Source organism: Microvirga solisilvae (assembly GCF_022808595.1).
Classification (GTDB): Bacteria; Pseudomonadota; Alphaproteobacteria; order Rhizobiales; family Beijerinckiaceae; genus Microvirga; species Microvirga solisilvae.
The window spans coordinates 90,370-112,646 of the sequence record NZ_JAKUCN010000007.1; the positions used below are offsets into that span (position 1 = coordinate 90,370).

Genomic DNA, 22,277 nt, shown 5'->3' on the forward strand with positions numbered 1-22,277 from the left:
ATCACTCTGCCTTCAGGGATGTCTGCAACCGCTCGACCCAGGCGGAAAACTGCGTCTCAACCGTCGTGTCGCCTGCAGTCAGGGTTACTTCCACATCGTCGGTGGGCGTGAATTCGACGAGCCCCTCGCGCAGCACCATGCCCGCCTTGATGCCCGACAGGATGTCTTCCGGGCCCCTCACTCTCAGAAGGGGCGCATTCTCGCCCGAGAGGATCGTTCCAAGAATATCGGTGAACTCGGCAATGGCCTTCTGCTTGAGCGCGTCGGGAATCACGGCGGCGAGAATTCTGGTTACTCTCTCCGACAGGACAGTTTCGAGATTTCCAACCGCCTTGACGATCTGGGCGGAGAGCTGCAACGCCTCCTGCTCGACCCAGAGCTCCCGCTGAATGGCCATTTCTTCGTGATGGCGTTGACGTTCCTGCTCCAGGGCTTCTTCGAGACGAAGGCGCGCTGCTTCACGCTCCTCCATCCGCACCCGCTCTTCAACGGATTGGATCAATTCCGCCTGCCGCTCGGCCGCGCTCGGAACGCGCACAATCTCCTCTTCCTGAACCTGCTTGACCCGGCGCAGGATTCCGATTCCGAAACCGTCGGCGGAAGTCGGAGAAGAAAAGTCGCTGATGAGATTGGCGATGGAGCCGGACATCATGCCGCCTCTTGGCCGAGCCATTGCTTGAGCACGGCCGCCGCCTGCTCCTCACTCAGCTCGATGATCTGCTCCAGCTTACGCTGAGGCGTCCGCTGCAGCTCGATCATCGGCAAGGCCTCTTCCTGCAGAGCGGCTTGGCGCGCATGCTCCTCGCGCTCGGCGGCTTCAAGCAGTTCCTTGCCGGCTTCGACGGCAGACAGAGCAGCCATCTGCTCGCGCTGGATTTCGATCTCGGCCTGGTGACGTGCGATCAGCATCCGAACAGCAGGACGCAGGCCGAACCAGATCAGCATCGCGCATAGCGCCAGGATGGTCAGCGCATTCACGACCGTGCCGAACTGACGGGTCAGAATCTCCGCGACGGAGGGACCAGGCACTGGCTGAAGCATCCCGCCGTCGTCGACGAAGCTCACGGCCGCGACCTTGATCTGATCGCCGCGCGATTTGCTGAAGCCGGCGGCGGATGCAACGAGCTGCTCGATCTCAGCCACCTTGGCGTCGATCTCGGCAGGATTGGCATTATCGCCCAGGAGAGACGCGATCCGGGACTTGTTGACGAGAACGGCAACCGAGAGATTGCGGATCGCATAACCATCGCTGATGGTCTGGATTGTCTTGGACGAAATTTCGTAATTCGTCAGTTCCTCGCGGCGCTGATTGTCTTCGCTCGAACTGTCGTTCGATTCTCCCCTGACATTCTCTTCAGGCAGGTTCTGCTGAACGGTCGTCGGGCGCTGGCCGGTCCTGTTCTGCGAGACCTCGGTTTCCTTGATGGTTCGCGTCGAGCGTTCGACCTTGGATTCCGGATTGAAGATCGTTTCGTTGGTGTTCACCTTGTCGGTGTTGAGGCGCGCGGCAACGCTGATCTCGAAATTGCCGATGCCGAGATAGGGCGAGAGAGTGCGCCGGACATTGTCCTGGATTTCGAGGCCGACCGTCTTCTCAAGATTGGCGAGCTTTCCGGTCGAGGCATTGGAGGCTTCGTCTCCCGAGGCGAGCAGCGTGCCTTCCGTGTTCATCACCGTCACCTTGTCGACAGCCATGCCGGGAATGGCGGCGGAAACGAGGTGGCGGATCGCCTGAGCGGAGGATGCATCGTCGGCAGGCGATGTGCGGATCACCACGGAGGCCGAAGGAGGCTGCTGCTCGTGGCGGAAGGACCCGCGCTCGGGCAGGACGATATGCACCCGCGCAGCCTTGATGCCTTTCATGCCCTGGATCGTCCGTGCAAGCTCGCCTTCCATGGCGCGAACCTTGGTGACTTCCTGCATGAAGGAGGTCAGGCCGAGCGATCCGAGATCGTTGAAAAGTTCGTAGCCGGACTTGGTGCTGTGCGGCAGTCCCTTCTCGGCCAGCATCATACGAGCCTGAGCGGTGTTGCCGTAGCTCACCAGAAGCGATGTGCCGTCCGAGCTGACATCGAAGGGAATGCCCGCATCCTTCAGCACGGACCCCATGCGGCCGATATCTTCGCGATCAAGCCCGGTATAGAGCGTTTCCTGGGAGGGGCGGCTGAGATAATAGGCGCCGAAGCCGACGGCAAGGAACACGATCAGGCCGATGGCCGCCAGGGCCGCCAGGCGGCGTGCTCCCAGCTGGATCAGGCTGGCCCACAATCTCTCGGCATGTTGACGACCGGGCATGAACAATCTCGGCAAGAATGAATGGTGTCGAGATTCAGTTCTGCCCGGTCAACCTTGTGCGAAGGTTGCTGCTCTTTTATCGGAGCCGTCAATGGATGGAGAGCGCTTCCTAGAAGTATGACCTGACCAGCCCGCTCACGAGGATGTTCCAGCCGTCGATCAGGACGAAGAACAATATTTTGAACGGAAGGGCCAGGACGGTTGGCGGCATCATCATCATGCCCATCGACATCACGAGCGTCGCCACGATCATGTCGATCACCAGGAATGGAAGGGCGATCAGGAAGCCGATTTCGAATCCTCGCCGCAATTCGGAGATCATGAAGGCCGGGATGAGGACCCGCAGGTCGATCTTCTCTCCGGCACCCGCCTTCGGGTAGGCTGCCTCCGCGAGGTCCATGAAAGTCTGGAGGTCTTTTGGGCGAACATGCGAGAGCATGAACTCGCGGAACGGCTCGGCCGTCTTGGTGAAAGCCTCTGCCTCGGAGATCCTGTTCTCCGTCAGAGGGCGCACCCCGTCGTTCCATGCCCGGTCGAATGTCGGACCCATGACGAAGAACGTCATGAACAGGGACAGGCTGATGAGAAAGATATTGGCCGGCGTGCTCTGGAGCCCCAGGCCGGAGCGGAGAAACGAGAAGGCCACGACGAAACGCGTGAAGCTCGTCACCATGATGAGGAGGCCCGGAGCGAGCGAGAGAACCGTCAGTAGGGCAACGATCTGGATGATCCTGCCGCTTGCAGCACCATCCCCAGGCGGAAGCAGTGCCTCGAGATTGGGAACCTGGGCCTGCGCGGCTGTTGCGCCTGCCACGACGAGAAGGAAGCCGATGCAGAGAGCTGGAATGATCTTGGAGATGAAATTTTTCATGGAAATATATCGACAATCAATTTTCGAAAGGCGCTCTTGGATCATTGAACGATGAGAGTCTCGAGCACGAGTTCCTTGATCACGCCGTTCGAGCGCAGCTTCATTCTCTCGTTGAGGTCTTCCCTGAGATGAAGCAATCCGCTCGGCCCCTGGATTTGCGCCAGCGACACTGTCCGCAGATAGGCGAGCACATCCTGGCGGGCTTGCGCGACCATGACATCGGAATTGAGCTCATTTCCGCTCTTGTAGACGATGGATGCCTCCAGCCTGATCCAGTCGCTGTCCGACCCTATGAGGTTGGTAACGACGGGCGACAGCCGCTTGATGGCAATGTCGCCAATATAGGGGCTCATGTTCTCCTGCTGCTGCGGCGACTCCTTGAACTTCTCCTCGACCCGCTTTTGAATGTTCGCCACCATGGTCAAGCCGAATCCGCCGCCGATCAGAGCGGATAGGAGCGTCAGCACTCCGAGAGTCACGATCAGGCTCTTGGCGCCTTCCTTCCTCTCGGCCTGTCCTGGGGAGGGCAATGCGGGTTTTTCTGCCATGGTCCTGTCTTTTCTTAGAAGGGCGTCACCGCATCGTAGATCTGCTGGCCATAGGCAGGCTGCTGGACCTCCATCAGCCGTCCTCGGCCGCCATAAGAAACTCGAGCCTCGGCGATCTTGTCATAGCTGATCGTGTTCCTCGGCGAGATGTCACGCGGGCGCACGATGCCTGCGATGTTCAGGACACGAACCTCGAAATTCACGCGAACTTCCTGCGATCCGCTGATGATGACATTTCCGTTGGGAAGAACCTCGGTGACGATCGCCGCAACGGAGAGGCGCAGCTTTTCCGAACGATCGATCGTCCCCTGCCCCGTCGAGGAAGAAGAGGAATCGAGCCCCACATCTCCCGTGCCGGCAGCCTGCCATCCCTTGAAGACGAAGCCGTAGGAAAGACCTGCATCGATGTTGGACGAACGGGAGCGGTCGCTCGCATTGTCGAACTGGGCCTTGTCGTCGATCTGAATATTGACGGTGACGATATCGCCCACTTGCCGGGCGCGCGGGCTGGTGAACAGATCGGCGCTGGCATTGCTCCATGTGGAATTCGGCGCTGCGCCGGCTGTGCTCCGGAACACTTGCGGAATAGGCTCACGCTCAACAGTGATGCCGGATCCGACCGGCGTCATGCCCGGCTCGCGTCCGAGATCCTCAGGCCGTGTCGCGCAGGCCGCAAGAAGGCAAAGGCTGCCAATGGCAATGACGAACTTCATTCCTTCCCCCCGTTGCTCGCAACGCGCTTGGGCGCATCCGTGATGATATTGGCAAGCTGAGCAGCCCTTGCCGGCTCCATCTCGTTCAGCACCGCGCTGGCCGAACGAGGATTGAGCTTGGCGATCACGGCGGCCGCGATTTCCTCGTCCATGTTCGTGAGCTGGATGGCCGCAGCGTCCGGACGCATGCGGGAATAGATCGAAACGATCGTTTCATCCGCCTTTTGCAGAACCTCGTTGCGACGGCGCAGCCAATCTTCATACTCGGCGCGCTTTGCCTCGAGGATCTTGAGCCTGCCCTCGATTTCCTTCTCGATCTTGGCGAGCTCTTCCTTCTGAAGCGCGTAGCGGGCGTCCGCTGCGGCATCCGCGATATTGGTGCAATAGGCGCTGTTCTTCGCTTCAGGAGTCTTATCCTGCGCCATGGCGGGGCCGGCCACGGACACCGCGATGAGAGCAGCGGCATAGAGCAAGGGCAAGTTCATTAATTTCATCATTGCACCACCAGTTCAGCCTGGAGAGCTCCTGCGGTCTTCACCGCCTGGAGAATGGCGATCACGTCGGAGGGTTTGAGGCCCATCTGGTTCAATCCCCTCACTAGGGTCTGCAGATCGGAGCCTCTGACAATTGCCAGAGGAACGCGCTCTTCCGCAGCTGTGATCTGGGTGCGCGGAACAATAGCGGTCTGCCCAAGAGAGAACGGATCGGGCTGCGCCACTTCAGGCGCTTCCGTCACACGGATGGTGAGTGCGCCATGGGTGATGGCAACGGTCGAGATCTGCACATTCTTGCCGATGACGACGGTTCCCGTGCGCTGATCCACCACGATGCGGGCAGGAGTATCGGGCTGAACTTCGAGATCGCCCAATTCCGCGATGAAGCGCGTGGCGGCAATCGTCTTCGGCTTTTGGAGAACGACGGTGCGGTAGTCGCGCGGGGCTGCCACGCGCATTCCATACCGGCTCTGCGAATACTGGTTGATCGCGTCCGTGATCATGGTCGCGGTCTTGTAATCCGGATTCTTCAGCTCGAAGGCGAGCGTTCCCACCGCATCGAAACCGCCGCGGACCTCGCGCTCGATCAAGGCGCCATTGGCAATGCGCCCTGCGGTGGCGACCCCGGATGTGAGAGTTTCCGCCTGGCCTTGAGCCGCGAATCCGGACACGACGATAGCACCCTGAGCGACGGCATAGACCTGTCCATCGCCGCCCTGCAGGGCTGTCAACATCAGGGTTCCGCCCTTGAGCGACGTGGCATCGCCCATGGAGGTGACTGTCACGTCGATGCGCGAGCCCACGCCGACGAAGGGAGGAAGATCTGCCGTCACGATTACGGCGGCGACGTTCCTGGTGCGCAGATTGATGTCCCGCACATTCACGCCCATCCGGTCCAGCATCGATTGCAGGGCCTGCTCGGTGAACTGGGAGTTCCGCAGGGTATCGCCCGTGCCTTGGAGGCCCATGACCAGGCCGTAGCCGATCAACTGGTTGTCGCGCACGCCTTGAACATTCGCCACATCCTTGATGCGCGTCGCAGCAAAGGACTGGGATGAGAGAAAAGCTGCGATGAGGAGGAGAAAGGCACGCAGGATCATTGGATACCGATCCGGATACGGCCATCGGCCTGAACCCGGCCGCTGATGACTCGGCCGCTGTCGATGTTCTTCACCTGAACCGTTTCGCCCAAGGTCCCAGATTGAAGAGGCAGGCCGACACCGACGATGGACAGGCCACCTTCCTCGAACAGGATAGCCGTCTGCATGCCGCGAGTGACGAGTTTCGGATCATCGACGGCATTCATGGGAATCGGCTCGCCCGGCAACAATGTGCGACGAGCCGTCTTGCCCGTGAGGACGCGCGGCGATTCCACAACAGCGGTCCGGAAGCGATAGTTCGCCGGAAACGTCCTGTCCTTGAGCATCGACTCGTTGATCAGGTCGCCCGGATAGATCGTGACCGTTGGAACCGGGAGAATGCGCTCTTCAGCCATCGCCGCATGAGATGCGCCGGCGACGACAACAGCGGCAAGAGCAAGGCGAAGTTTGTTTTTCATCGAACTCTTCCGACGTCAGCGCGGTCAGCGAATGCCCTTGGAGACGGTGCCCGCCATGTCATCGGCTGCCTGGATGACCTTGGAGTTCATCTCGAAGGCGCGTTGAGCCGTGATCAGGTTGGTGATCTCCTTGATGGCATCGACGTTCGACGCCTCGAGATAGCCCTGATGGATCTTGCCGTATCCCGGATCGGAAGGCGCGCCGTCGTTCGGCGTTCCGGAAGCAAGCGTCTCGCGGAAGAGATTGTTGCCGATCGGCTCGAGACCCGCATCATTGGCGAAAATGGCAAGCCTGAGCTGACCGAGATTCTGCGGCTGCGCCTGCCCTGCGATCTTCGCGAAGACTTCGCCCGATTCATTGATGGTTACATCGATCGCATCGGCCGGAATGAGGATGGGCCCCGCCGGATTGAGCGTATAACCATCGAGGGTGACGAGCTGGCCGTTGGCATCTTTGTTGAAGGCGCCGGCGCGGGTGTAGAGGACATCGCCCGTGGGAGAGCTGACCTGGAACCAGCCACGGCCGTTCAACGCGAGGTCGAATTGGTTCGACGTATTGGCGAGCGAACCCTGGCGATGCAAGTTGCGGATGGCGGCGGTCTTTACGCCGAGCCCGAGCATCGCCCCTTCCGGAACGGGGCTTGCTCCCGTCTGGTTCGGCACAGCCTGGGCGCGCTCCGCCTGATACAGAAGATCCGTGAACTCGGCGCGGGCACCCTTGAATGCCGTGGTGTTGACGTTCGAAATATTGTTGGCAATGACTTCGACATTGAGCTGTTGGGCATTCATGCCCGTTGCAGCAATTGCAAGCGCCCTCATGGTGCTCTCCTTAGATCGTCATGCGTGCGATTTCCTGATAGGCCGCGACAACCTTGTCGCGGATCGCAATCGCTGTCTGAAGTGTCTGTTCCGCAGCCATGACCGCCTCGGCCACCTGCTGCACCGATGCCTTGCCCTGAATGCCGGCAATGGAAGATGCTTCGCCCGTCTTCAGCGTATCGATGGCGGAAGAGGCGACATGGGTGAGAGTATCGAGGAAGCTGACCTGCGAGGTGCCTGTGCCGGTCACTCCTGCGATCGACTTCACTCCCGCGGAAGGCACGGAGGCCACGGCGGAGGGGCGGTCGATCATGGAAGAAATCGAAGATGCTGCACTGATCATATCAGCCTCTCATCAGATCAATCGTTGCGGAGATCATGGCGCGGGCCTGCTTCATCATCTGCAGGTTGGCCTGATAGGACCGGTTGGCTTCACGCATGTCGGCCATCTCGATCAGCATGTTGACGTTCGGCTTCTTGACCATTCCGTTCTCGTCGGCCGCCGGATTGCCGGGGTCGTACTCGACCGGGAAAGCGCTGTCGTCCGATCCGATTTCCTTGACCGCAACGGAGGACGCGCCGAGCGCGCGGTCGAGCTCTGACTTGAAGGTGATCGTCTTGCGAGAATAAGGATCCGAGCCAGGCGTCCGGCCCGTGGACTGGGCATTCGCCACGTTCTCGGAAATCACCCTCAGACGGGCGGACTGGGCTTCGAGACCGGCGCTGGAAAGCTTTGAGGATGCGATCAGAGGATCGATCATGCTTACGTCCTCACGCTGGAGAGGAACATGCGGTGAAAGGCCTTCACGACGCTCGTGTTCAACGAATGCTGACGGTCGACTTCGCCGGCCTTGATGAGTTCCTGCTCCATGCTGACGGAATTATTGGAATAGACGGTTTCCCAGGTATCCGCTTTCTTCACCTTCGCGGTGTCCGGCCTGGATGCATCGAAACCAATGTGGCTGCTGCTGGTCGCAGCCATGGCGAGCTTCGTCTTGTCGAGCACATCGGCAAAGGGCTGGACATCCCTCGCCCGATATCCCGGCGTGTTGGCGTTCGCGATGTTGCCTGAAATCGTGCTCTGCCGTGCGGCAAGCCACTGCGCCTGTCGCGATGCAAGATCGAACAAATAGACAGGTGATGTCACAGAGATCTCCCAACCATCATGGTTAAGTTGGGTTTACCCATGTAACCTTGCATGAGGCTGACCTGCCCACGGACTCGCGCCGTCGGCGTATTCGTGGATCAGGCCCTGCCTGAAGAAATGAAGTCCGACTTTAGATTGCTACCTGGATCAGAGACCACCGAGGCAGACTATCACCGCATGTCATGAAGTTTTTAACGCTATATCATTTGAGTGTTGTCGCGATGCCACGTAGATCGACAATTCAACTCTAAGGGCCCTCCATTGATTTCCATCAATACGGGATGCTGCCAATACAGAGTATGCGGGCAAGAGTGCTCCGACGAGTGCGACCTTTCATACAAGGCTGCATGCAGCCGGAGACCTTGAAGAGCTGTTTCAGTCAGTTTAGAGCACGAATGGGATACGGCGATGCCGACTGAGAATGTCAGGCATCTTGGGGGCAAATGACGCAATTCCTAAGCAATAAGATTTTGCGCCCGAAGTGCGCCCGTTTCTTGCAATAAAATTTTTGACGAGGAGAATATGCCCAATGTCGAGCGGGGCAGTCGTTTATGTGGTGGACGATGACCTTGGGGTCCGCAAGGCGCTCGCTTTTCTGCTGGTGTCGGCAGGGCTGAATGTTCGTTTGTATGAATCCGCCACCGCATTCTTGAAAGAGGTGCAGGATCCCGGCCGCTGCTGCATTGTTACAGATGTGCGCATGCCGGGCATGGATGGCCTTGAGTTCATCAAACGCCTCAACGAAAGAGGTTTGAATGTTCCTGTCATCGTCATGACAGGCCATGCCGACATTCCGCTCGCGGTCGAGGCAATGAAGACCGGCGCCATCGATTTTCTGGAAAAACCTTTCCGCGAAGACCGTTTCCTGGAAGTCGTTCGCTTCGCTCTCGTCTGCGACGAGAAGAGTGTCCGCCGAAGCCAGGAACTTCTCAAGACCCAGGCTCGCCTGCAATCCCTCTCTCAGAGAGAGCGCCAGGTGCTGGATTGCCTCGTTGAGGGCAAAGCCAACAAGGTCATTGCCCACGAACTCAACATCAGCATTCGTACGGTCGAGATTCACCGCTCGAACGTCATGGCCAAGATGGAGGCGCGCAGCCTTTCCGAGTTGATCCGGATGGCCTTGTTCATCGAGACAAGCCTGCTCAGCTGATCGATCCTCTTGTGAAGCGCCTTCCCACGGGGAGGCCCGACGCTTCATTTATCATCTGTTTCATGCTCGACTAACGTCCTCCACCCAGAGTCTTTTCGCCTCATGCCGCCAGTACGAAGCATCACTCCGACGAATGGCAGCACGACCGGCCGCGAAGCGCGCGACGCCGATGAGGCGACTTACATTGTTTCGAACCATAACCGCTGGTCTCGAGTCACGTTGAACTTCGATAGGATCGAAGCCGATGCCTGGTGTGAGCTGAGTTTCGATATTCAATGGGACTCTCAGGAAGAAAGTCGTTCCGCTCACGACATTGCTCTCGTCGGCGTTGATTTCCTGACGGAGGACGGAGCGAATCTCGACTTCGTGCATGTTCCAGGCCTTACGAGGTCACAAATCGATCCTCATAGCTGGCCTATCGCAGGATCGGACTATGCAGATCATTCAACCGGCAATTCGAGATTTGCCTGCAGCTTTTTCATCCCGGCTCCTACCAGCAGCCTATCCATCAGCATTCGCAGCTGGCGCAACTCTCATACATTCACCATCCGTGATCCGAAATTGCGCCAAGCCTCCGGCCCTTTGAGCTCGGAAGAGGCATTTCAGAACGTCGCAAAAGCGACGGATCCCCGCCGGACATGGAAGAGATTAAGCGCCACACCTCTCTGGTTACGTTATGGGATCATACGAGGGCGGCACCTGCTCATCCGCGGGCAGCTCGTCAATGAGGCCTCTGGTGGCGAAGGCGCTCTCGCCCGTATCGTCTACCGCGACGATTATGGAGAGGTGATCCCTCCGCCCTATCCGGAAGTACTGACGGCTCCCGTTCTCGGCGCCTACATCGACCTTCCTGTTCACAAGCAGGCAAGGCGCTTCACGCTGGATCTTGCTCCCCCACCATCCGCATCCTCAGTCGAAATCGGTTTTCAAACCTGGAACGATGATTCCAGTCTGACGCTTGTAATGCCTCTTGAGGTCTCCCTCGAAGATGGCCTTCTGCTCGAAGCGATCACCGGAGATGAGCCGTCGGATGCCTTGACGTTTCTGAGAAGCCTCATCGCGCGTCTCGACGACACCTTTGACGCTTCGGAAACAGGAGCTGTCCTGCTGAAGCAGCTGCTGGACCTCAAGGCTGTCGTCTCTCCATTCACTTTTCACGACAAGCTCAAGACTCTTCAAGAGAATGCCACGCCGACCGTCTCAACCGATGAGTTGGCTTTTGGCGATTTTCCGCCATGGCGCATTCCTGAAACACTGCCATGGGCATCGGATCCCTTCCAGTCGCCGGAATGGCGTAAGGAATTTCAGTCCCTGTCATGGCTTCCTCGGATCGCACAGGGTGATGACACCTCGGAGAGCCTGCTCAAAGCCATCGATCTTGCCCTATCCTGGTCGCTCGCCAATCCATGGGGGCAGCCGAAGGACCCAATCAGCGCTCACCCGCTGGCGCTGTCCGCCCGCACGGAGTCGCTCCTGCTTCTCCTCTCTCTGGCTGTGCGCTCATCGAGAACAACCGGCTCAAGAAAGGCCATGGCCCTTCTCGCCGAGATCGTTCGGCACGCTTTCGCTCTGGCGGAGATTGTCGGCCAGAATGTCTTTGCACATTCTCTCGTGCAAGTTCATGCAGCCTGCGCTCTGCTTTCCGTCGCACATGCCCTCCCGCGGCTTCCTCTGTCGAATTACTGGAGATCTCTCGCCGTCTCTCATCTGCGTGATGGATTCGACCGATTGGTCGATGACCAAGGGATCTTCATGGAGCAGTCGCTTCACTTTCGATTGGAAGCGATTTCCTTGGGCCTCATCCTGGCGCGATATCTTGAAGGACAGCCGGAAGAACGGAACTTCCGCGACGATCTGATCGCCCGTCTCACGAAAGCTCTTAAACCGCTCGTCGCCGTGACGGCCCCCTCCGGATCCCTGCCTCCTCTCGGCGATGCACCCTACGGCTATCATCATGCTGCCTGGCTGCGGCGCCTTCTCTCCGGCTATGGCACAGACCTACTTTCCGACCCGGAACTTGCCGCGGAACTTGCCTATCCAACAGGCCATCGGGTCTCTTGTTCGCCTAAAGACGGCCTCATTGCGATGCGGCGCTACGAGCGAACATCCCAATGGAGCTATTTCTGCACCTCATCTGCCGGACGGCAGCATGAGCACGGGCATTTCGATTGCACCTCGTTCGTCTATTCAAGTGGCGGCAATCCCTGGATCGTCGACCCAAAGGGATCGGAACTTCACGAAAGCGGGTCAGCGCGTCAGTTCCTCATCTCCTCACGGGCTCACAATATCGCCCTTCCGGATGGCCGTGAGCAGAGGGCCGGCACCGGATGGATCGAGCTTCATGAAACGCTCGAAGGAGCAAGCCTCTTCCAGATCAGGACGAACGTCCATGGTCCAGACTATGATCATCGACGGATCTTCGTATGCCTCGATGGATTGCAGGCGATAGCGGTCTTCGATCATTTCGCAACGCAACTCCGGCCGGTCTCATTCGAAGGCTTTCTGCACTTCGACCCGGACATCGTGGCAGCTCTCGCGAACAGGCTGATGGGTGTCGCCTACCGGAAGGATCGCAAGATGCGGATCATACCCTATGTCATCAAGGGACACTTCTCGGGCTTCAGCATCGAGAATGGCCGCAGCGATCGTGCAGGAACGCTTCAGGGTTTTGTGGCGCGGTCCGGAGGCGGTCTGCAAGCCGCAAATGTCATCCGCTACCGCTTCTCGGGAGAAGGAGCCGTTTGCGGCGGTGTCGTTCTCGCTGCGGATCAGCGATCCTTCAACACTCTTTCGAAGCTGCTGAAGTCAGGAGCGGTCCAAAGTTTCCTCAACCGTCTGTCGGCGACAGAAAGTGAATGATGATACCGGCGCCGAAATTGGTGAGCAGGTGCCGCCATCACAAAATATAAAAGAGCGCCCGTGGCTTGGGCGCTCTCGAAGCAAACGGATTAACCGAACAGGGCGTCGATGGCATCCTGAGACGTGATGCCCTTGTCGGTCGCAAGTGCCGGGCCGTTCAGGAGCGCTGCATCACCCTGAGGCTGCTCTTCCGTCGTCTCGATATCCTTGAAGCTCTCGAGGCCGCCCCAGATCTCGATCATCTCGTGAACGCGCTCTTCGACAAAGCGCATTGCATTCACGACCTTGCTGATCCGCTGGCCGGTAATGTCCTGGAAGTTACAGGCTTCGAAGATGCTGATCACCTGATCCGAGATCTCACGGGCGAATTCCTGATCACCGCCGGAGAGACGAGCCGACAGGTTCCCCGACAGCTCATCGATCCTCTCAGCCGCCGCGAGAATCGAGTTGGTCGCCGTCTCTGTTCCGAGGACGATCGCACCCAGTTCGTCGGTGACGCGGTTGATTTCCTGGCCCTGAGCGCCGGCATAGCGCAGCGTGGCGATCTCGCGCTTGGTGCGCTCGATCGCTTCGTAGATCGAGTCCAGCTCGACCTTGAGGCGCATGGCCTCCTGCATATCCTTCCGGTGCTCCTCGATGATGGAGGCCGAAAGCTCCTTCGCCGGAACGATCGATTCCTTGATCGCTCCCAGCATGTTCATGACTTCGTTGTGGCGCTCGGCAGCCCCTTCATCCTCTGGAGTAGAGGGCATATGAGCCTCGATGCGATAGCTTTTGCGTGGGTTCATGGCTCACTCCCAAACACCATTAACCGCCGAAAACCGCACTGATTTTCGAGCGTAGCGTTTCTGCGTTGAAAGGCTTCACGATGTAGTTGTTGACGCCTGCCTTCTTGGCTGCAACGACGTTCTCGGTTTTAGCCTCTGCCGTCACCATGATGAATGGCAAAGCGCTCAGCTCTGCATCCGCGCGAACCTGCTGGAGCAGCTCGTATCCGGTCATCGGAGCCATATTCCAGTCGGAGATGACGAGACCATATTTCTTGGCCCTGAGCTTCTCGAGGGCTGCCTGCCCGTCGGAAGCGTCGTCGACGTCATTGAATCCGATCTGCTTGAGCAGGTTGCGGAGAATCCGCACCATCGTCTGGTAGTCGTCGACGACGAGAACAGGGGTCGAAAGATCTAGGCTCACAGTGCATATCCTATCTAGTTAGATGATTGAAAATGGCGCGGAGGACAATGCTCATGCCGCTTCCCGTTCGGCTCCGAAAGCAAGAACGGCATCGACATCGAGAACGATCATCAGTTGTTCATGAAGCTGATGCACTCCCTGGGACAGGCTGACCCATCGCCGGTCCATATGGACGGGATTGGGCTGCATCTCTTCCGGATCGAGCTTGAGAACTTCTCCGACCTCATCGACGAGCAGACCGTAAGCCTCGCCCTGATTTTCAAGGCCGACCGCCATCCGGCGGCCAGTCCTTTCGTTCTCCGAGAGGCCGAGGCGACTGCGGAGGGAAACTGCAGTTACGACACGTCCTCGCAGGTTGAGCAGACCGGCGATCTCCGATTGCGACAGGGGAACCTTTGTCATCTCACTCACGACAAAGACATCATGCACACGGTTGATCGGCAGACCCAGCAGCTGGTTTGCCACGCTGACCGTGATGAATTCCATCTCTCTCGAGAAAGCCTTCGCCGTTTCGAAGGAAACCGTATTGATAGCGTTCATGGTTATGCAGCCTCTTCAAGCGATCCGCCGAGTTCCGCCAGAGCCGCAAGGAGGCCGCGACGGTCCACCTTCGATACGACATCCGTGATCTTGAACCGGCGTGACAGGGCAAGCAGTTGCGGATCAGGTTTCAGGGTCAGGCCGACGATCGGCGTGGTCCGATACTGGGCATCCGCCCGCAGGGTTGCGATGAAGGCGAAGCTCGAATGTCCGGGCAGTTCGAGATCCGTCACGATGAAGTCGGGCTGAAGCCCGGACGAGAGAAGGCGAGCCGCATCCTGAGCGGTGGCGGCCGTCTGAACGCGATAGCCCGATGCCCTGAGAACCGGCACTAGCATGTCGCGGAAGAAGTTCGATCCATCCACGAGAAGCAGAGTGCTGCCCTGCTTGCTCTTCTGATCCGAGCGCGACCATGTTTCGAGAACCAGTGGCAGGTAATGGGCGATATTGACGATTTCCGTCGTCCGCCCACGCACGACTGCGGTTCCAACGAGGTCGGAACGCTCCGCGAGAAGCTCAACGTCGAGCCTTTCCTCGACAATGTCGACGATCTCCGCCACGGCAAGTCCCATGGCGATCTCTCCGTCGGAGAAGACGAGGAGCGATTGCATGCCCTGACGCCGCACCTCCAGTTCGTCGTCGCAGGAGACGATGGGCATCAGGCGGCCGCGATACTGAACCACGGGGCGACCGCTCGCCCATTCGATCGTGGATGCTTCGATCTCTTCAAGGCGCGTCACCAGAGAAAGCGGAACGGCTTTCAGCGTCTCTCCACCGCCACGGAAGACGAGAAGGCTCGTCAGTTCCTCGGCCGCTGCAATCGCCTGATCGAGCGAGGTCTCGGTCTGGAACTGATCGTCCTGCGAGCCGGAGCCCACCATTCGGGCAAGCCCGTTGGGATCGACGATCAGCACGACCGCGCCGTCACCGAGGATCGTGTTGCCGGAGAAGAGCTGGATATGCCGCAGCTTTGACGACATCGGCTTGACGACGATTTCTTCCGTATGGAACACGCCGTCGACCAGAATACCGAAACGTTGCTGCGCCACCTGTGTCACGACTACGAAGCCGGTATCGACATCCTCATCCGCGGAAAGGCGCATGACCTTCGAGAGCGGCACGATGGGAAGAAGCCGGTCGCGCAGGCGAAGGATCGGCGTTCCGTTGATCCGCTCGATGGAGTGCTCAGAGGTCGGAGACACCCTGACGAGCTCTGACACGGCCACCTGCGGGATAGCGAAGCGTAGATCCTTCGACGATACGATCAGGGCCGCAACGATCGCCAGCGTCAGCGGGATCTTGATGGTGAAGATTGTCCCGCGTCCTGTTTCCGAGCGGATATCGACGGTGCCGCCGATCAGCTCGATATTGGTTTTCACCACATCCATGCCGACGCCCCGTCCGGAAACGGACGTTATTGCGGCAGCCGTGGAGAAGCCAGGGTGGAAGATGAACTTGGCGATCTGGGCGTCGCTCATCCGCTCCAGCTCGGAGTCGGTGGCGATGCCTCTTTCAATCGCCTTTTTCCGGATGGCGTTGTAGTTCAACCCCTTGCCGTCGTCGGAAATCTCGATCGTGATCGACCCGCCCTCATGATAGGCATTGAGGCGGATGGTTCCCTTCTCGGGCTTTCCTGCCGCGCGTCGATCGGCCGGGCTTTCGATGCCGTGGTCCGCCGAGTTGCGAACCATGTGAGTGAGAGGATCCTTGATGACTTCCAGAACCTGGCGGTCGAGCTCCGTATCGGCGCCCTGCATCACCAGATCGATCTGCTTCGACAGTTCGTTCGACAGATCGCGGACGACGCGCGGCAGCTTCTGCCACGCATTGCCGATGGGCTGCATGCGCGTCTTCATCACGCCGTCCTGCAATTCGGCGGTGACCTGTGACAAGCGCTGCAGCGGCACTTTATAACCGTAATCCTCGGCATTGCGCCGGGCGATTTCCAGGAGCTGGTTGCGGGTCAGAACCAGCTCGGACACCATGGTCATAAGATGTTCGAGCGTATCCACGTTGACGCGGATCGTCTGAACCTTGCCTGCAACGCCCTCCCCGCCTTCAGCTTGCTCTGAAGTCTCACTCTCCTTTTTGGGCGCCTTCGGCGGTGTGCTGGCTTTAGGCGCAGCGGAAACTTCGGCAGGCTTGGCAGGAGCCGGAGCATCCGGCCCCGGAGCATCGCGGAAGGCGCGCTCCAGCTCATCGAGCGAAACCTCGCCGGGCTTCAACGCTCTTTCGAGCACCTGAAAGACAAGCGTTCCGGAGGCCTTGTCCTCATCGGGACCGGGGGCGGCCTGGAAGGCACGCTCCAGCTCGTCGAGAGAGACCTCTCCCGGCTTGAGTTCGCGTTCAAGCACCTGATGAACGAGCGTGCCGACCGTATGAGGAGCAACCGGAGCGGCAACAGGCTCAGGGGCGAGCCCCTGGCCGGATGACATTGCATCGAGCGCTTCGATCAGATCATTGTCGTCGCCCTGCGGCTCCGTGCCATGGCGCTCCAACTCGCCGAGGATGTCCTTGATGCGGTCGAGCGTCGTCAGGATCAGCGATACAGCCGGGGTCGTCACCGGCATCCCATCGCGGAACTTGCCCATGAGCGTTTCCGCAGCATGGGCCAAGGCTTCAAGCCGCGGAAGTCCGAGGAAACCGCAGGTTCCCTTGATGGTATGAACCAGACGGAAGATATTGCTCAAGATCGCCTGGTTGTTCGGATCCTGCTCGAAGCGGACCATCTCCACATCGACCGTTTCAAGATGCTCATTGGTCTCTGTGAGAAACTCAAGGAGAAGGTCGTCCATCGCCGTGTCTCATATCTGTTGGAGTAAGTGTTAGGACTTTGACTGAATGGCGCCCCGGATCAGGCGGCCGTAATCTCGGACGTGAAGGTGAAAACTCTCCGCTCCAGACGGCTGATCCGGTGAGAGAGTTCGTGGATTGAGTTCTGACGCCTGGGGCCGCGCGCTGCCGGCGCTTCGGAGAACTCCGTAAACGATGGATTCCCTGCGCGAGCGACGGCGATGTTCATCGCTGGCAGCTGCGCGGCGGCGGCAAGAGCGGTGACTGCAATGGCAGCGATCGCAATGAGAACGGTTCTGCGGGACATCGTGAGCGGCATGGGCATAGGACATGGTATTTAAGGTTATGTTTGCCGACACTACCGGCTCTACCTTGCGTCAAGCTGGCCAGAACGATGGAAGATTGCCGCGTGACGGGTCCCGACCTTGAGCGCAGATTGCACGACGTGCTTGGCCGCAAACGAAGAAGCCAGGTCCGTAAAAGACCTGGCTCCTCTATTGATATCGTTCAGTGACCTGCGGCCTTGCTCCGGATCCTGAGACCGGCAAATTTATGCCGACATAGGTGGGAGAGGTTCAGGTGAGTGGAGGCGCCTACCGGCTTCTCAGGAAACGGCGCCGGTATAGGCGTAGCCGATATAGCGCTTGGCATCGATCGGGTCATAGCCGAGGCGCTGGCGCAGCTTCTTGCGGAGCTTGCTGATGTGGCCTTCCACGACACTGTCTTCGACGTCGTCGCTGTAGAGACCATAGACAGCGTCGAAGATCTGCTTCTTCGTCAACCGATGCCCCTTCTTTCGAACGAGGTATTCCAGAATGTGCCGCTCACGTCGCGGGAGGGCGAGAGGAATACCGTCGACTTCAGGATCACGCCCGTCGAAATAAACCTTGAGACGGTCATTGTCGTTATGGCTCGCCTTTCCGAGGCTTCCATTCACGCGCCGCCAAACGGCTTGAGAGCGCGCGAGGATTTCCCGGACATGAACCGGCTTGCGAACGACATCGTCGAATTTCGCGGTGAAGAGCTCCAATGTCTCGTCAAGAGACCTTACATCGCTCAAGGCGATGATGGGCGCTTTGGAATGGCGCCTGATGCTTTCGGCATAGCTGGCACGTTGCTCGAAGCTACCGAGGATAAACCCTTGAATGGCATCCATGTCCATGTCAGAGGCCGATTCCAGCCATTCGCTGAACTCGTTCGCATACAAGCCGATCGAAGATACACCTTCCCGCTTGAAGCTCGCCACATACCCTGACGTCACTATCTGTCGATCATCGACAACGATATACATGATAGGCCCCCCAGCCCATAATTTAATTACTTACTCTACACAACACACACCTTGCCGCTGGCCCGCCATATAAGACGAATACTTTTGTTACTCGGCCTATGAAAGCTATTCCCCCTCATTTGGAGGGGCAATACGTAGTGACAGCAGGGGAAGTCCATCGATTGGTTAATGGGCGTTAACTCTTTCGCAAATTCGGCTGTAGCCCTTGCGAGAATTCGGGTTCAGCCCGAAAGGCAATGCTAACTCACTGATCAGAATCAGTTCTTTTCGCTGGATCACAGAAGCCGCAACATTTCAATGGGCGCACAGATTGAGCGAAACTTTATTAAATTACTCAGTATTATGCGAAATCTTACTTTACGTAATTCAGCTTATCGAAGACTTCCGAATCCGACGAATCCGAGGGCTTGGCATCACCTCTTCGACGTCCTCCAGCCATGTTCGGGACAGGAGAGAGGCATTTCTGCAACAGCTGCCTAAAGCAGTCTTAACTCAGGAATCTTGCTTGGGACTCTCTTGGTACCGATGCGCACGTCGTGAGAGGGTCTCAGCTCATGAGAAAGCGATATGTCAAAAACATCGTTAACGCTGTAGGAAAGAGACAAGCTTTACGCATTCTTGACTCTATCTGGAGCGGCACATACCATTTCGGGAGTGACGAAATTTTTTCGCCTCATGGCGCTTGGTCATTAAAGCACTATGGCAAACCTTCCACGGAAGGCTTCGCATGATGCCCTGCCATTTTACCGGTTTGAGCCCGGATCCAATCTAACAACAGGGCGAGCTCTTCGGCTCGAGGCATGACGCCATCCTGTTGGATCGGATGAGCCCGACACTTCTGAGCATCTATTTCTCGTAGTCGGGCGTTTTTGCATGTCGAAGAGCTCCATGAATGATCCCAATCCAAGTTGGCAGGAAGCCGACCGGTTGGTCGCGCTTCGAAGTTTCCCCATTCTTGACACCGCACCAGAGAGCTTTTTCGACGCGATTGCGTCCATGGCTGCCCATATGTGCAAGGCGCCTATTGGATTGATCAGCTTCATCGATGAAGACAGACAGTGGCTTAAGGCTGCTCACGGCATCCAGACATGCGAAATACCGCGCACATTGTCGATCTGCACCCATACGATTGGCGACAACAAACTATTGGTCATTCCCGATCTGAAGAAGCACAAACGCTTCAAGGACCATCCCCTCGTCAATGCTGACCAGCCCATCTCGTTCTATGCGGGCATCCCGTTAACGACGAAGGACGGCCTGCCGTTGGGCACGTTGTGCGTACTTGACTACAAGGCCCGCCGCCGGGGCCTTTCAGAGGAGCAGGCGCTGGCCCTCACCGGACTGGCGCAAGCCGTTCTCAGCCAGTTGCAGCTCAGGCTCTCCGAGAAAACTCTAGCCGAAAGCCATCGGCTCAAGCAGCGCCTTCTTTCGAGTTCAGGCGACTGCATTGCTGTTTTGGATCTAGAATTGCGCCTTCTCTACATGAACGAGAACGGGCTGAAGTCCATCGGGTTTGAGAACATCGGCTCAGTGCAAGGACAATGCTGGACAGATCTCTTCGCAATCGCGGAGCGGAGCAGCGCCCTTCAAGCCATTGAAGCCGCAAAGACCGACGGCATAGGGCGCTATGCGGGTTCCTGCCCGACTGCCACCGGTATCTCGAAATGGTGGGACATCGTCATCACTCCCATCATGAACGATGATGGCGTGCCACAGAGCCTTCTCTGCGTTTCGCGCGATATCACGGACATCCACAAGGCGCAGGAAAATCTGCGCCAGAGCGAAAGTAGGTTCCGCACCCTCGTGGACGTCATGCCCCTCTCGTTTTTGTCGCCTCAGGCCGTGTGGTTCAGCGACAGGAAGGGCACCTTCAGCTACTGCAACGAGTATTGGTACGACTATACCGGCCTGGAGCGTGACGAGCGGAGCAGTCGCCGTTGGGAATCCATTGTCCATCCGATCCGCCGAGATCAATCCCTCGTCCTCCTGGATGATGCCTTCTCCAGAGAAAGCTCTTTCGAGGTCGAGATCCCGATCCGGCGAGCATGTGATGATTCCTATCGCTGGTTCATCGTTCGCGGCCAGCCATTGAAGGATGAAAACGGTGATATCGAGCAATGGTTCGGCATCGCCATGGACATTCACGAGCGCAAGCAATCCGAAGATGCGCTCCGGAACAGCGAAGAACGCCTCCAGCTTGCTCTCAGAGCTGCCCACATGGTGGCTTGGGAATACAACCCAAGGACCAAAGAGACCAAGCGCTCTGAAAACTCGCTCTCATTGCTCGGAATTAACCCCGGGACCGAGGTAGAACTCTTCGAAAATGTGCATCCTCTCGATGAGCCGAAGGTCAAGCACTTCCTCGAGCGTATTGAGATCTATGGCGCAGATTCCGTCGAGTGCCGTATTCTTTTACCCAACGGACAACTGCGCTGGTTCAGAGTGCGTGCGGAAAAAGCAGGCCCCGACAGGATAGTCGGCGTGACCTTCGACATCACGGACCAGAAGGACGCAGAAGAGGAAATCTGGCACTCGGCCAATCATGATCCCCTGACAGGCCTTCCCAATCGCAGCCTGTTCCAACGGCGCCTTGACGCAGCGCTTGCCAATGCCAAGCAGAACGGCACAAGTGTCAGCCTTCTTCTGGTCGATCTCGACGAGTTCAAGGACATCAATGACACCCTTGGCCATGATGCGGGCGACGCCCTTCTGAAGGAAACAGCCTCGCGCCTTTCATCCATGGTGCGAGATTGCGATACGGTTGCCCGGCTCGGCGGCGATGAATTTGCCATTCTCGTCGTGGAGCCCTTGAAGCTGGAAAATTCGACGCGCCTGGGATCCTTGATCCTCGAAACGCTCCGCCAGCCATTCACCTATCAGAAGCGTACGCTGGTTTCGCGGGTCAGCATCGGTGTCGCAGCCTATCCCGACCATGACGACGAACCCGCAGAGCTGATGAAGGACGCGGATATCGCACTCTATCAGGCAAAGGCGCAAGGACGGCACCAGGTCGTCACATATTCGTCCACGATGCGCCACCTTACGGAGCAGCGTGTTTCCTTGGGCAGAAGCCTGCGCGATGCGATCTTCAATCACGAGATCGTCCCCTTCTATCAGCCGAAGATTTCGCTCGACACCGGTCAGGTTGTCGGCTTCGAGGCCCTCGCCCGTTGGCACCACCCGCGCAGAGGCATTCTGACGCCGGCAACATTCGGCGCGGCCTTCGAGGATTACGAGCTTGCCTCTGAGATCGGCAAATTGCTGATGTCGCGTGTCGCCACGGATCTCCGGCAATGGCTCGACGACGATCTTCCGATCGGCAGGGTCGCGCTGAACCTCTCCCCAGCCGAGTTCATTCAACCCGGCATGGTCGACAACATGCTGCGGACCCTCGATTGGATCAAGGTTTCTCCCAAATTCCTTGAAGTGGAGGTTACCGAGACGGTTCTTCTCGGCAGGAATTCCGACAACGTCTCAAAGTTGCTCGAGCAATTCCGGCAGCACGATATTCACATTGCCCTTGATGACTTCGGAACCGGGTATGCCTCGCTGACACATCTGAAGCAATTTCCGGTCAATCATATCAAGATCGACCGGAGCTTCGTGCAAAATCTCGAGAACGATCCGGACGACGAAGCGATTATCGCCGCAGTTATCGGACTTGGCAAAAGCCTAAAGCTCCAGGTAACCGCTGAAGGAGTGGAAACCTTGGGACAAGCCGAGCGCCTTCGCAAGCTAGGCTGCGATCACGTGCAAGGCTTTTTCTATGCGAGGCCTATTCCCGCCTGCGATATTCCGCACTTTCTTGCAAAGTGGCGAAGGAAAGCCGAACGGCGCCCCACCAAGACGGGACCACTGCAACGTGCCTGCTGAAGGCAAGCTCTTCAATCTCAAACAAATGTTGTAACGTGATCTATCTATGGAATTCAGTTGCAACCGACAGGTCAGTATCGCTTGAAATTATAAGTTCTTTTGAAGTTTGCTATTTCTTTTGATGTTCGAGGCCGC

At 58.0% G+C, this 22,277-nt stretch carries 21 protein-coding genes; 3 read left to right on the forward strand and 18 right to left on the reverse strand.

Annotated features, from left to right (window positions below):
• Position 1: 1 nt before the first annotated feature.
• The 12 genes from MJ639_RS14410 to flgB form a co-directional block, all read right to left on the reverse strand.
• Positions 2 to 652, reverse strand: a complete 651-nt coding sequence (locus MJ639_RS14410; RefSeq protein ID WP_243374157.1) for a hypothetical protein — start codon at positions 650 to 652, stop codon at positions 2 to 4.
• A complete protein-coding gene (gene fliF / locus MJ639_RS14415; RefSeq protein WP_243374160.1) occupies positions 649 to 2,295 on the reverse strand; it encodes a flagellar basal-body MS-ring/collar protein FliF in 1,647 nt (548 codons plus the stop codon). The genes MJ639_RS14410 and fliF overlap by 4 nt, the downstream gene beginning before the upstream one ends.
• A gap of 109 nt (positions 2,296 to 2,404) precedes the next feature.
• Positions 2,405 to 3,166 (reverse strand): flagellar type III secretion system pore protein FliP, encoded by a 762-nt coding sequence (gene fliP, locus MJ639_RS14420; RefSeq protein WP_243374162.1) that lies wholly within the window; start codon positions 3,164 to 3,166, stop codon positions 2,405 to 2,407.
• Positions 3,167 to 3,207: 41 nt separating this feature from the next.
• On the reverse strand, positions 3,208 to 3,714 hold the full coding sequence (locus MJ639_RS14425; RefSeq protein ID WP_243374164.1) for a flagellar basal body-associated FliL family protein: 507 nt from the start codon (positions 3,712 to 3,714) through the stop codon (positions 3,208 to 3,210).
• Between the two features lie 14 nt (positions 3,715 to 3,728).
• Complete coding sequence (gene flgH / locus MJ639_RS14430; protein ID WP_243374166.1) at positions 3,729 to 4,427, reverse strand: flagellar basal body L-ring protein FlgH; 699 nt, start codon at positions 4,425 to 4,427, stop codon at positions 3,729 to 3,731.
• Positions 4,424 to 4,912, reverse strand: coding sequence for a MotE family protein (locus MJ639_RS14435; RefSeq protein ID WP_243374168.1), 489 nt, complete (start codon positions 4,910 to 4,912; stop codon positions 4,424 to 4,426). Before MJ639_RS14435 ends, flgH begins: the two co-directional genes overlap by 4 nt.
• Before the next feature lie 8 nt (positions 4,913 to 4,920).
• Positions 4,921 to 6,021 carry a flagellar basal body P-ring protein FlgI gene (flgI, locus tag MJ639_RS14440; protein WP_243374178.1) on the reverse strand — a complete coding sequence of 367 codons (1,101 nt, stop codon included), beginning with the start codon at positions 6,019 to 6,021 and terminating at the stop codon, positions 4,921 to 4,923.
• Complete coding sequence (flgA, locus tag MJ639_RS14445; RefSeq protein WP_243374180.1) at positions 6,018 to 6,479, reverse strand: flagellar basal body P-ring formation chaperone FlgA; 462 nt, start codon at positions 6,477 to 6,479, stop codon at positions 6,018 to 6,020. The genes flgI and flgA overlap by 4 nt, the downstream gene beginning before the upstream one ends.
• Positions 6,480 to 6,503: 24 nt before the next feature.
• Positions 6,504 to 7,298, reverse strand: coding sequence for a flagellar basal-body rod protein FlgG (gene flgG / locus MJ639_RS14450; protein WP_243374189.1), 795 nt, complete (start codon positions 7,296 to 7,298; stop codon positions 6,504 to 6,506).
• A 10-nt stretch (positions 7,299 to 7,308) separates the two neighbouring features.
• The gene (gene fliE / locus MJ639_RS14455; protein ID WP_243374191.1) at positions 7,309 to 7,641 is read right to left on the reverse strand and encodes a flagellar hook-basal body complex protein FliE; all 333 of its coding nucleotides are present in this window, start codon (positions 7,639 to 7,641) and stop codon (positions 7,309 to 7,311) included.
• 1 nt (position 7,642) lies between these two features.
• The gene (flgC, locus tag MJ639_RS14460; protein ID WP_243374193.1) at positions 7,643 to 8,059 is read right to left on the reverse strand and encodes a flagellar basal body rod protein FlgC; all 417 of its coding nucleotides are present in this window, start codon (positions 8,057 to 8,059) and stop codon (positions 7,643 to 7,645) included.
• Between the two features lie 2 nt (positions 8,060 to 8,061).
• Positions 8,062 to 8,445: a flagellar basal body rod protein FlgB gene (flgB, locus tag MJ639_RS14465; protein ID WP_243374195.1), complete on the reverse strand. Its 384-nt coding sequence runs from the start codon at positions 8,443 to 8,445 to the stop codon at positions 8,062 to 8,064.
• 529 nt (positions 8,446 to 8,974) lie between these two features.
• On the opposite strand from flgB, the gene fixJ reads away from it, so the two are divergent.
• Complete coding sequence (gene fixJ / locus MJ639_RS14470) at positions 8,975 to 9,595, forward strand: response regulator FixJ (protein ID WP_243374197.1); 621 nt, start codon at positions 8,975 to 8,977, stop codon at positions 9,593 to 9,595.
• A 102-nt stretch (positions 9,596 to 9,697) separates the two neighbouring features.
• Positions 9,698 to 12,454 (forward strand): heparinase II/III domain-containing protein, encoded by a 2,757-nt coding sequence (locus MJ639_RS14475; RefSeq protein WP_243374199.1) that lies wholly within the window; start codon positions 9,698 to 9,700, stop codon positions 12,452 to 12,454.
• 89 nt (positions 12,455 to 12,543) lie between these two features.
• On the opposite strand, the gene MJ639_RS14480 is transcribed toward MJ639_RS14475, so the two are convergent.
• The 6 genes from MJ639_RS14480 to MJ639_RS14505 all read right to left on the reverse strand — a co-directional run bounded on the left by MJ639_RS14480 (position 12,544) and on the right by MJ639_RS14505 (position 18,269).
• Positions 12,544 to 13,242: a protein phosphatase CheZ gene (locus MJ639_RS14480; RefSeq protein ID WP_243374201.1), complete on the reverse strand. Its 699-nt coding sequence runs from the start codon at positions 13,240 to 13,242 to the stop codon at positions 12,544 to 12,546.
• A 19-nt stretch (positions 13,243 to 13,261) separates the two neighbouring features.
• Entirely contained in the window at positions 13,262 to 13,645 is a 384-nt protein-coding gene (locus MJ639_RS14485) for a response regulator (RefSeq protein WP_243374204.1), read from the reverse strand.
• A gap of 51 nt (positions 13,646 to 13,696) precedes the next feature.
• Entirely contained in the window at positions 13,697 to 14,185 is a 489-nt protein-coding gene (locus tag MJ639_RS14490) for a chemotaxis protein CheW (protein ID WP_243374206.1), read from the reverse strand.
• 2 nt (positions 14,186 to 14,187) lie between these two features.
• Positions 14,188 to 16,980 (reverse strand): hybrid sensor histidine kinase/response regulator, encoded by a 2,793-nt coding sequence (locus MJ639_RS14495; RefSeq protein ID WP_243374208.1) that lies wholly within the window; start codon positions 16,978 to 16,980, stop codon positions 14,188 to 14,190.
• A 59-nt stretch (positions 16,981 to 17,039) separates the two neighbouring features.
• On the reverse strand, positions 17,040 to 17,285 hold the full coding sequence (locus tag MJ639_RS14500) for a hypothetical protein (protein WP_243374210.1): 246 nt from the start codon (positions 17,283 to 17,285) through the stop codon (positions 17,040 to 17,042).
• A gap of 297 nt (positions 17,286 to 17,582) precedes the next feature.
• Entirely contained in the window at positions 17,583 to 18,269 is a 687-nt protein-coding gene (locus tag MJ639_RS14505) for a response regulator transcription factor (RefSeq protein ID WP_243374212.1), read from the reverse strand.
• 888 nt (positions 18,270 to 19,157) lie between these two features.
• On the opposite strand from MJ639_RS14505, the gene MJ639_RS14510 reads away from it, so the two are divergent.
• On the forward strand, positions 19,158 to 22,142 hold the full coding sequence (locus tag MJ639_RS14510) for a bifunctional diguanylate cyclase/phosphodiesterase (protein ID WP_243374214.1): 2,985 nt from the start codon (positions 19,158 to 19,160) through the stop codon (positions 22,140 to 22,142).
• Positions 22,143 to 22,277 lie beyond the last annotated feature (135 nt).

What these genes read in the sequence shown, in the direction of transcription:
- MJ639_RS14410 (WP_243374157.1), bottom strand. Translation starts at nt 652, where the DNA reads ATGATGTCCGGCTCCATCGCCAATCTCATCAGCGACTTTTCTTCTCCG.
- fliF (WP_243374160.1), bottom strand. Translation starts at nt 2,295, where the DNA reads ATGCCCGGTCGTCAACATGCCGAGAGATTGTGGGCCAGCCTGATCCAG.
- fliP (WP_243374162.1), bottom strand. Translation starts at nt 3,166, where the DNA reads ATGAAAAATTTCATCTCCAAGATCATTCCAGCTCTCTGCATCGGCTTC.
- MJ639_RS14425 (WP_243374164.1), bottom strand. Translation starts at nt 3,714, where the DNA reads ATGGCAGAAAAACCCGCATTGCCCTCCCCAGGACAGGCCGAGAGGAAG.
- flgH (WP_243374166.1), bottom strand. Translation starts at nt 4,427, where the DNA reads ATGAAGTTCGTCATTGCCATTGGCAGCCTTTGCCTTCTTGCGGCCTGC.
- MJ639_RS14435 (WP_243374168.1), bottom strand. Translation starts at nt 4,912, where the DNA reads ATGAACTTGCCCTTGCTCTATGCCGCTGCTCTCATCGCGGTGTCCGTG.
- flgI (WP_243374178.1), bottom strand. Translation starts at nt 6,021, where the DNA reads ATGATCCTGCGTGCCTTTCTCCTCCTCATCGCAGCTTTTCTCTCATCC.
- flgA (WP_243374180.1), bottom strand. Translation starts at nt 6,479, where the DNA reads ATGAAAAACAAACTTCGCCTTGCTCTTGCCGCTGTTGTCGTCGCCGGC.
- flgG (WP_243374189.1), bottom strand. Translation starts at nt 7,298, where the DNA reads ATGAGGGCGCTTGCAATTGCTGCAACGGGCATGAATGCCCAACAGCTC.
- fliE (WP_243374191.1), bottom strand. Translation starts at nt 7,641, where the DNA reads ATGATCAGTGCAGCATCTTCGATTTCTTCCATGATCGACCGCCCCTCC.
- flgC (WP_243374193.1), bottom strand. Translation starts at nt 8,059, where the DNA reads ATGATCGATCCTCTGATCGCATCCTCAAAGCTTTCCAGCGCCGGTCTC.
- fixJ (WP_243374197.1), top strand. Translation starts at nt 8,975, where the DNA reads ATGTCGAGCGGGGCAGTCGTTTATGTGGTGGACGATGACCTTGGGGTC.
- MJ639_RS14475 (WP_243374199.1), top strand. Translation starts at nt 9,698, where the DNA reads ATGCCGCCAGTACGAAGCATCACTCCGACGAATGGCAGCACGACCGGC.
- MJ639_RS14480 (WP_243374201.1), bottom strand. Translation starts at nt 13,242, where the DNA reads ATGAACCCACGCAAAAGCTATCGCATCGAGGCTCATATGCCCTCTACT.
- MJ639_RS14490 (WP_243374206.1), bottom strand. Translation starts at nt 14,185, where the DNA reads ATGAACGCTATCAATACGGTTTCCTTCGAAACGGCGAAGGCTTTCTCG.
- MJ639_RS14495 (WP_243374208.1), bottom strand. Translation starts at nt 16,980, where the DNA reads ATGGACGACCTTCTCCTTGAGTTTCTCACAGAGACCAATGAGCATCTT.
- MJ639_RS14500 (WP_243374210.1), bottom strand. Translation starts at nt 17,285, where the DNA reads ATGTCCCGCAGAACCGTTCTCATTGCGATCGCTGCCATTGCAGTCACC.
- MJ639_RS14505 (WP_243374212.1), bottom strand. Translation starts at nt 18,269, where the DNA reads ATGTATATCGTTGTCGATGATCGACAGATAGTGACGTCAGGGTATGTG.
- MJ639_RS14510 (WP_243374214.1), top strand. Translation starts at nt 19,158, where the DNA reads ATGAATGATCCCAATCCAAGTTGGCAGGAAGCCGACCGGTTGGTCGCG.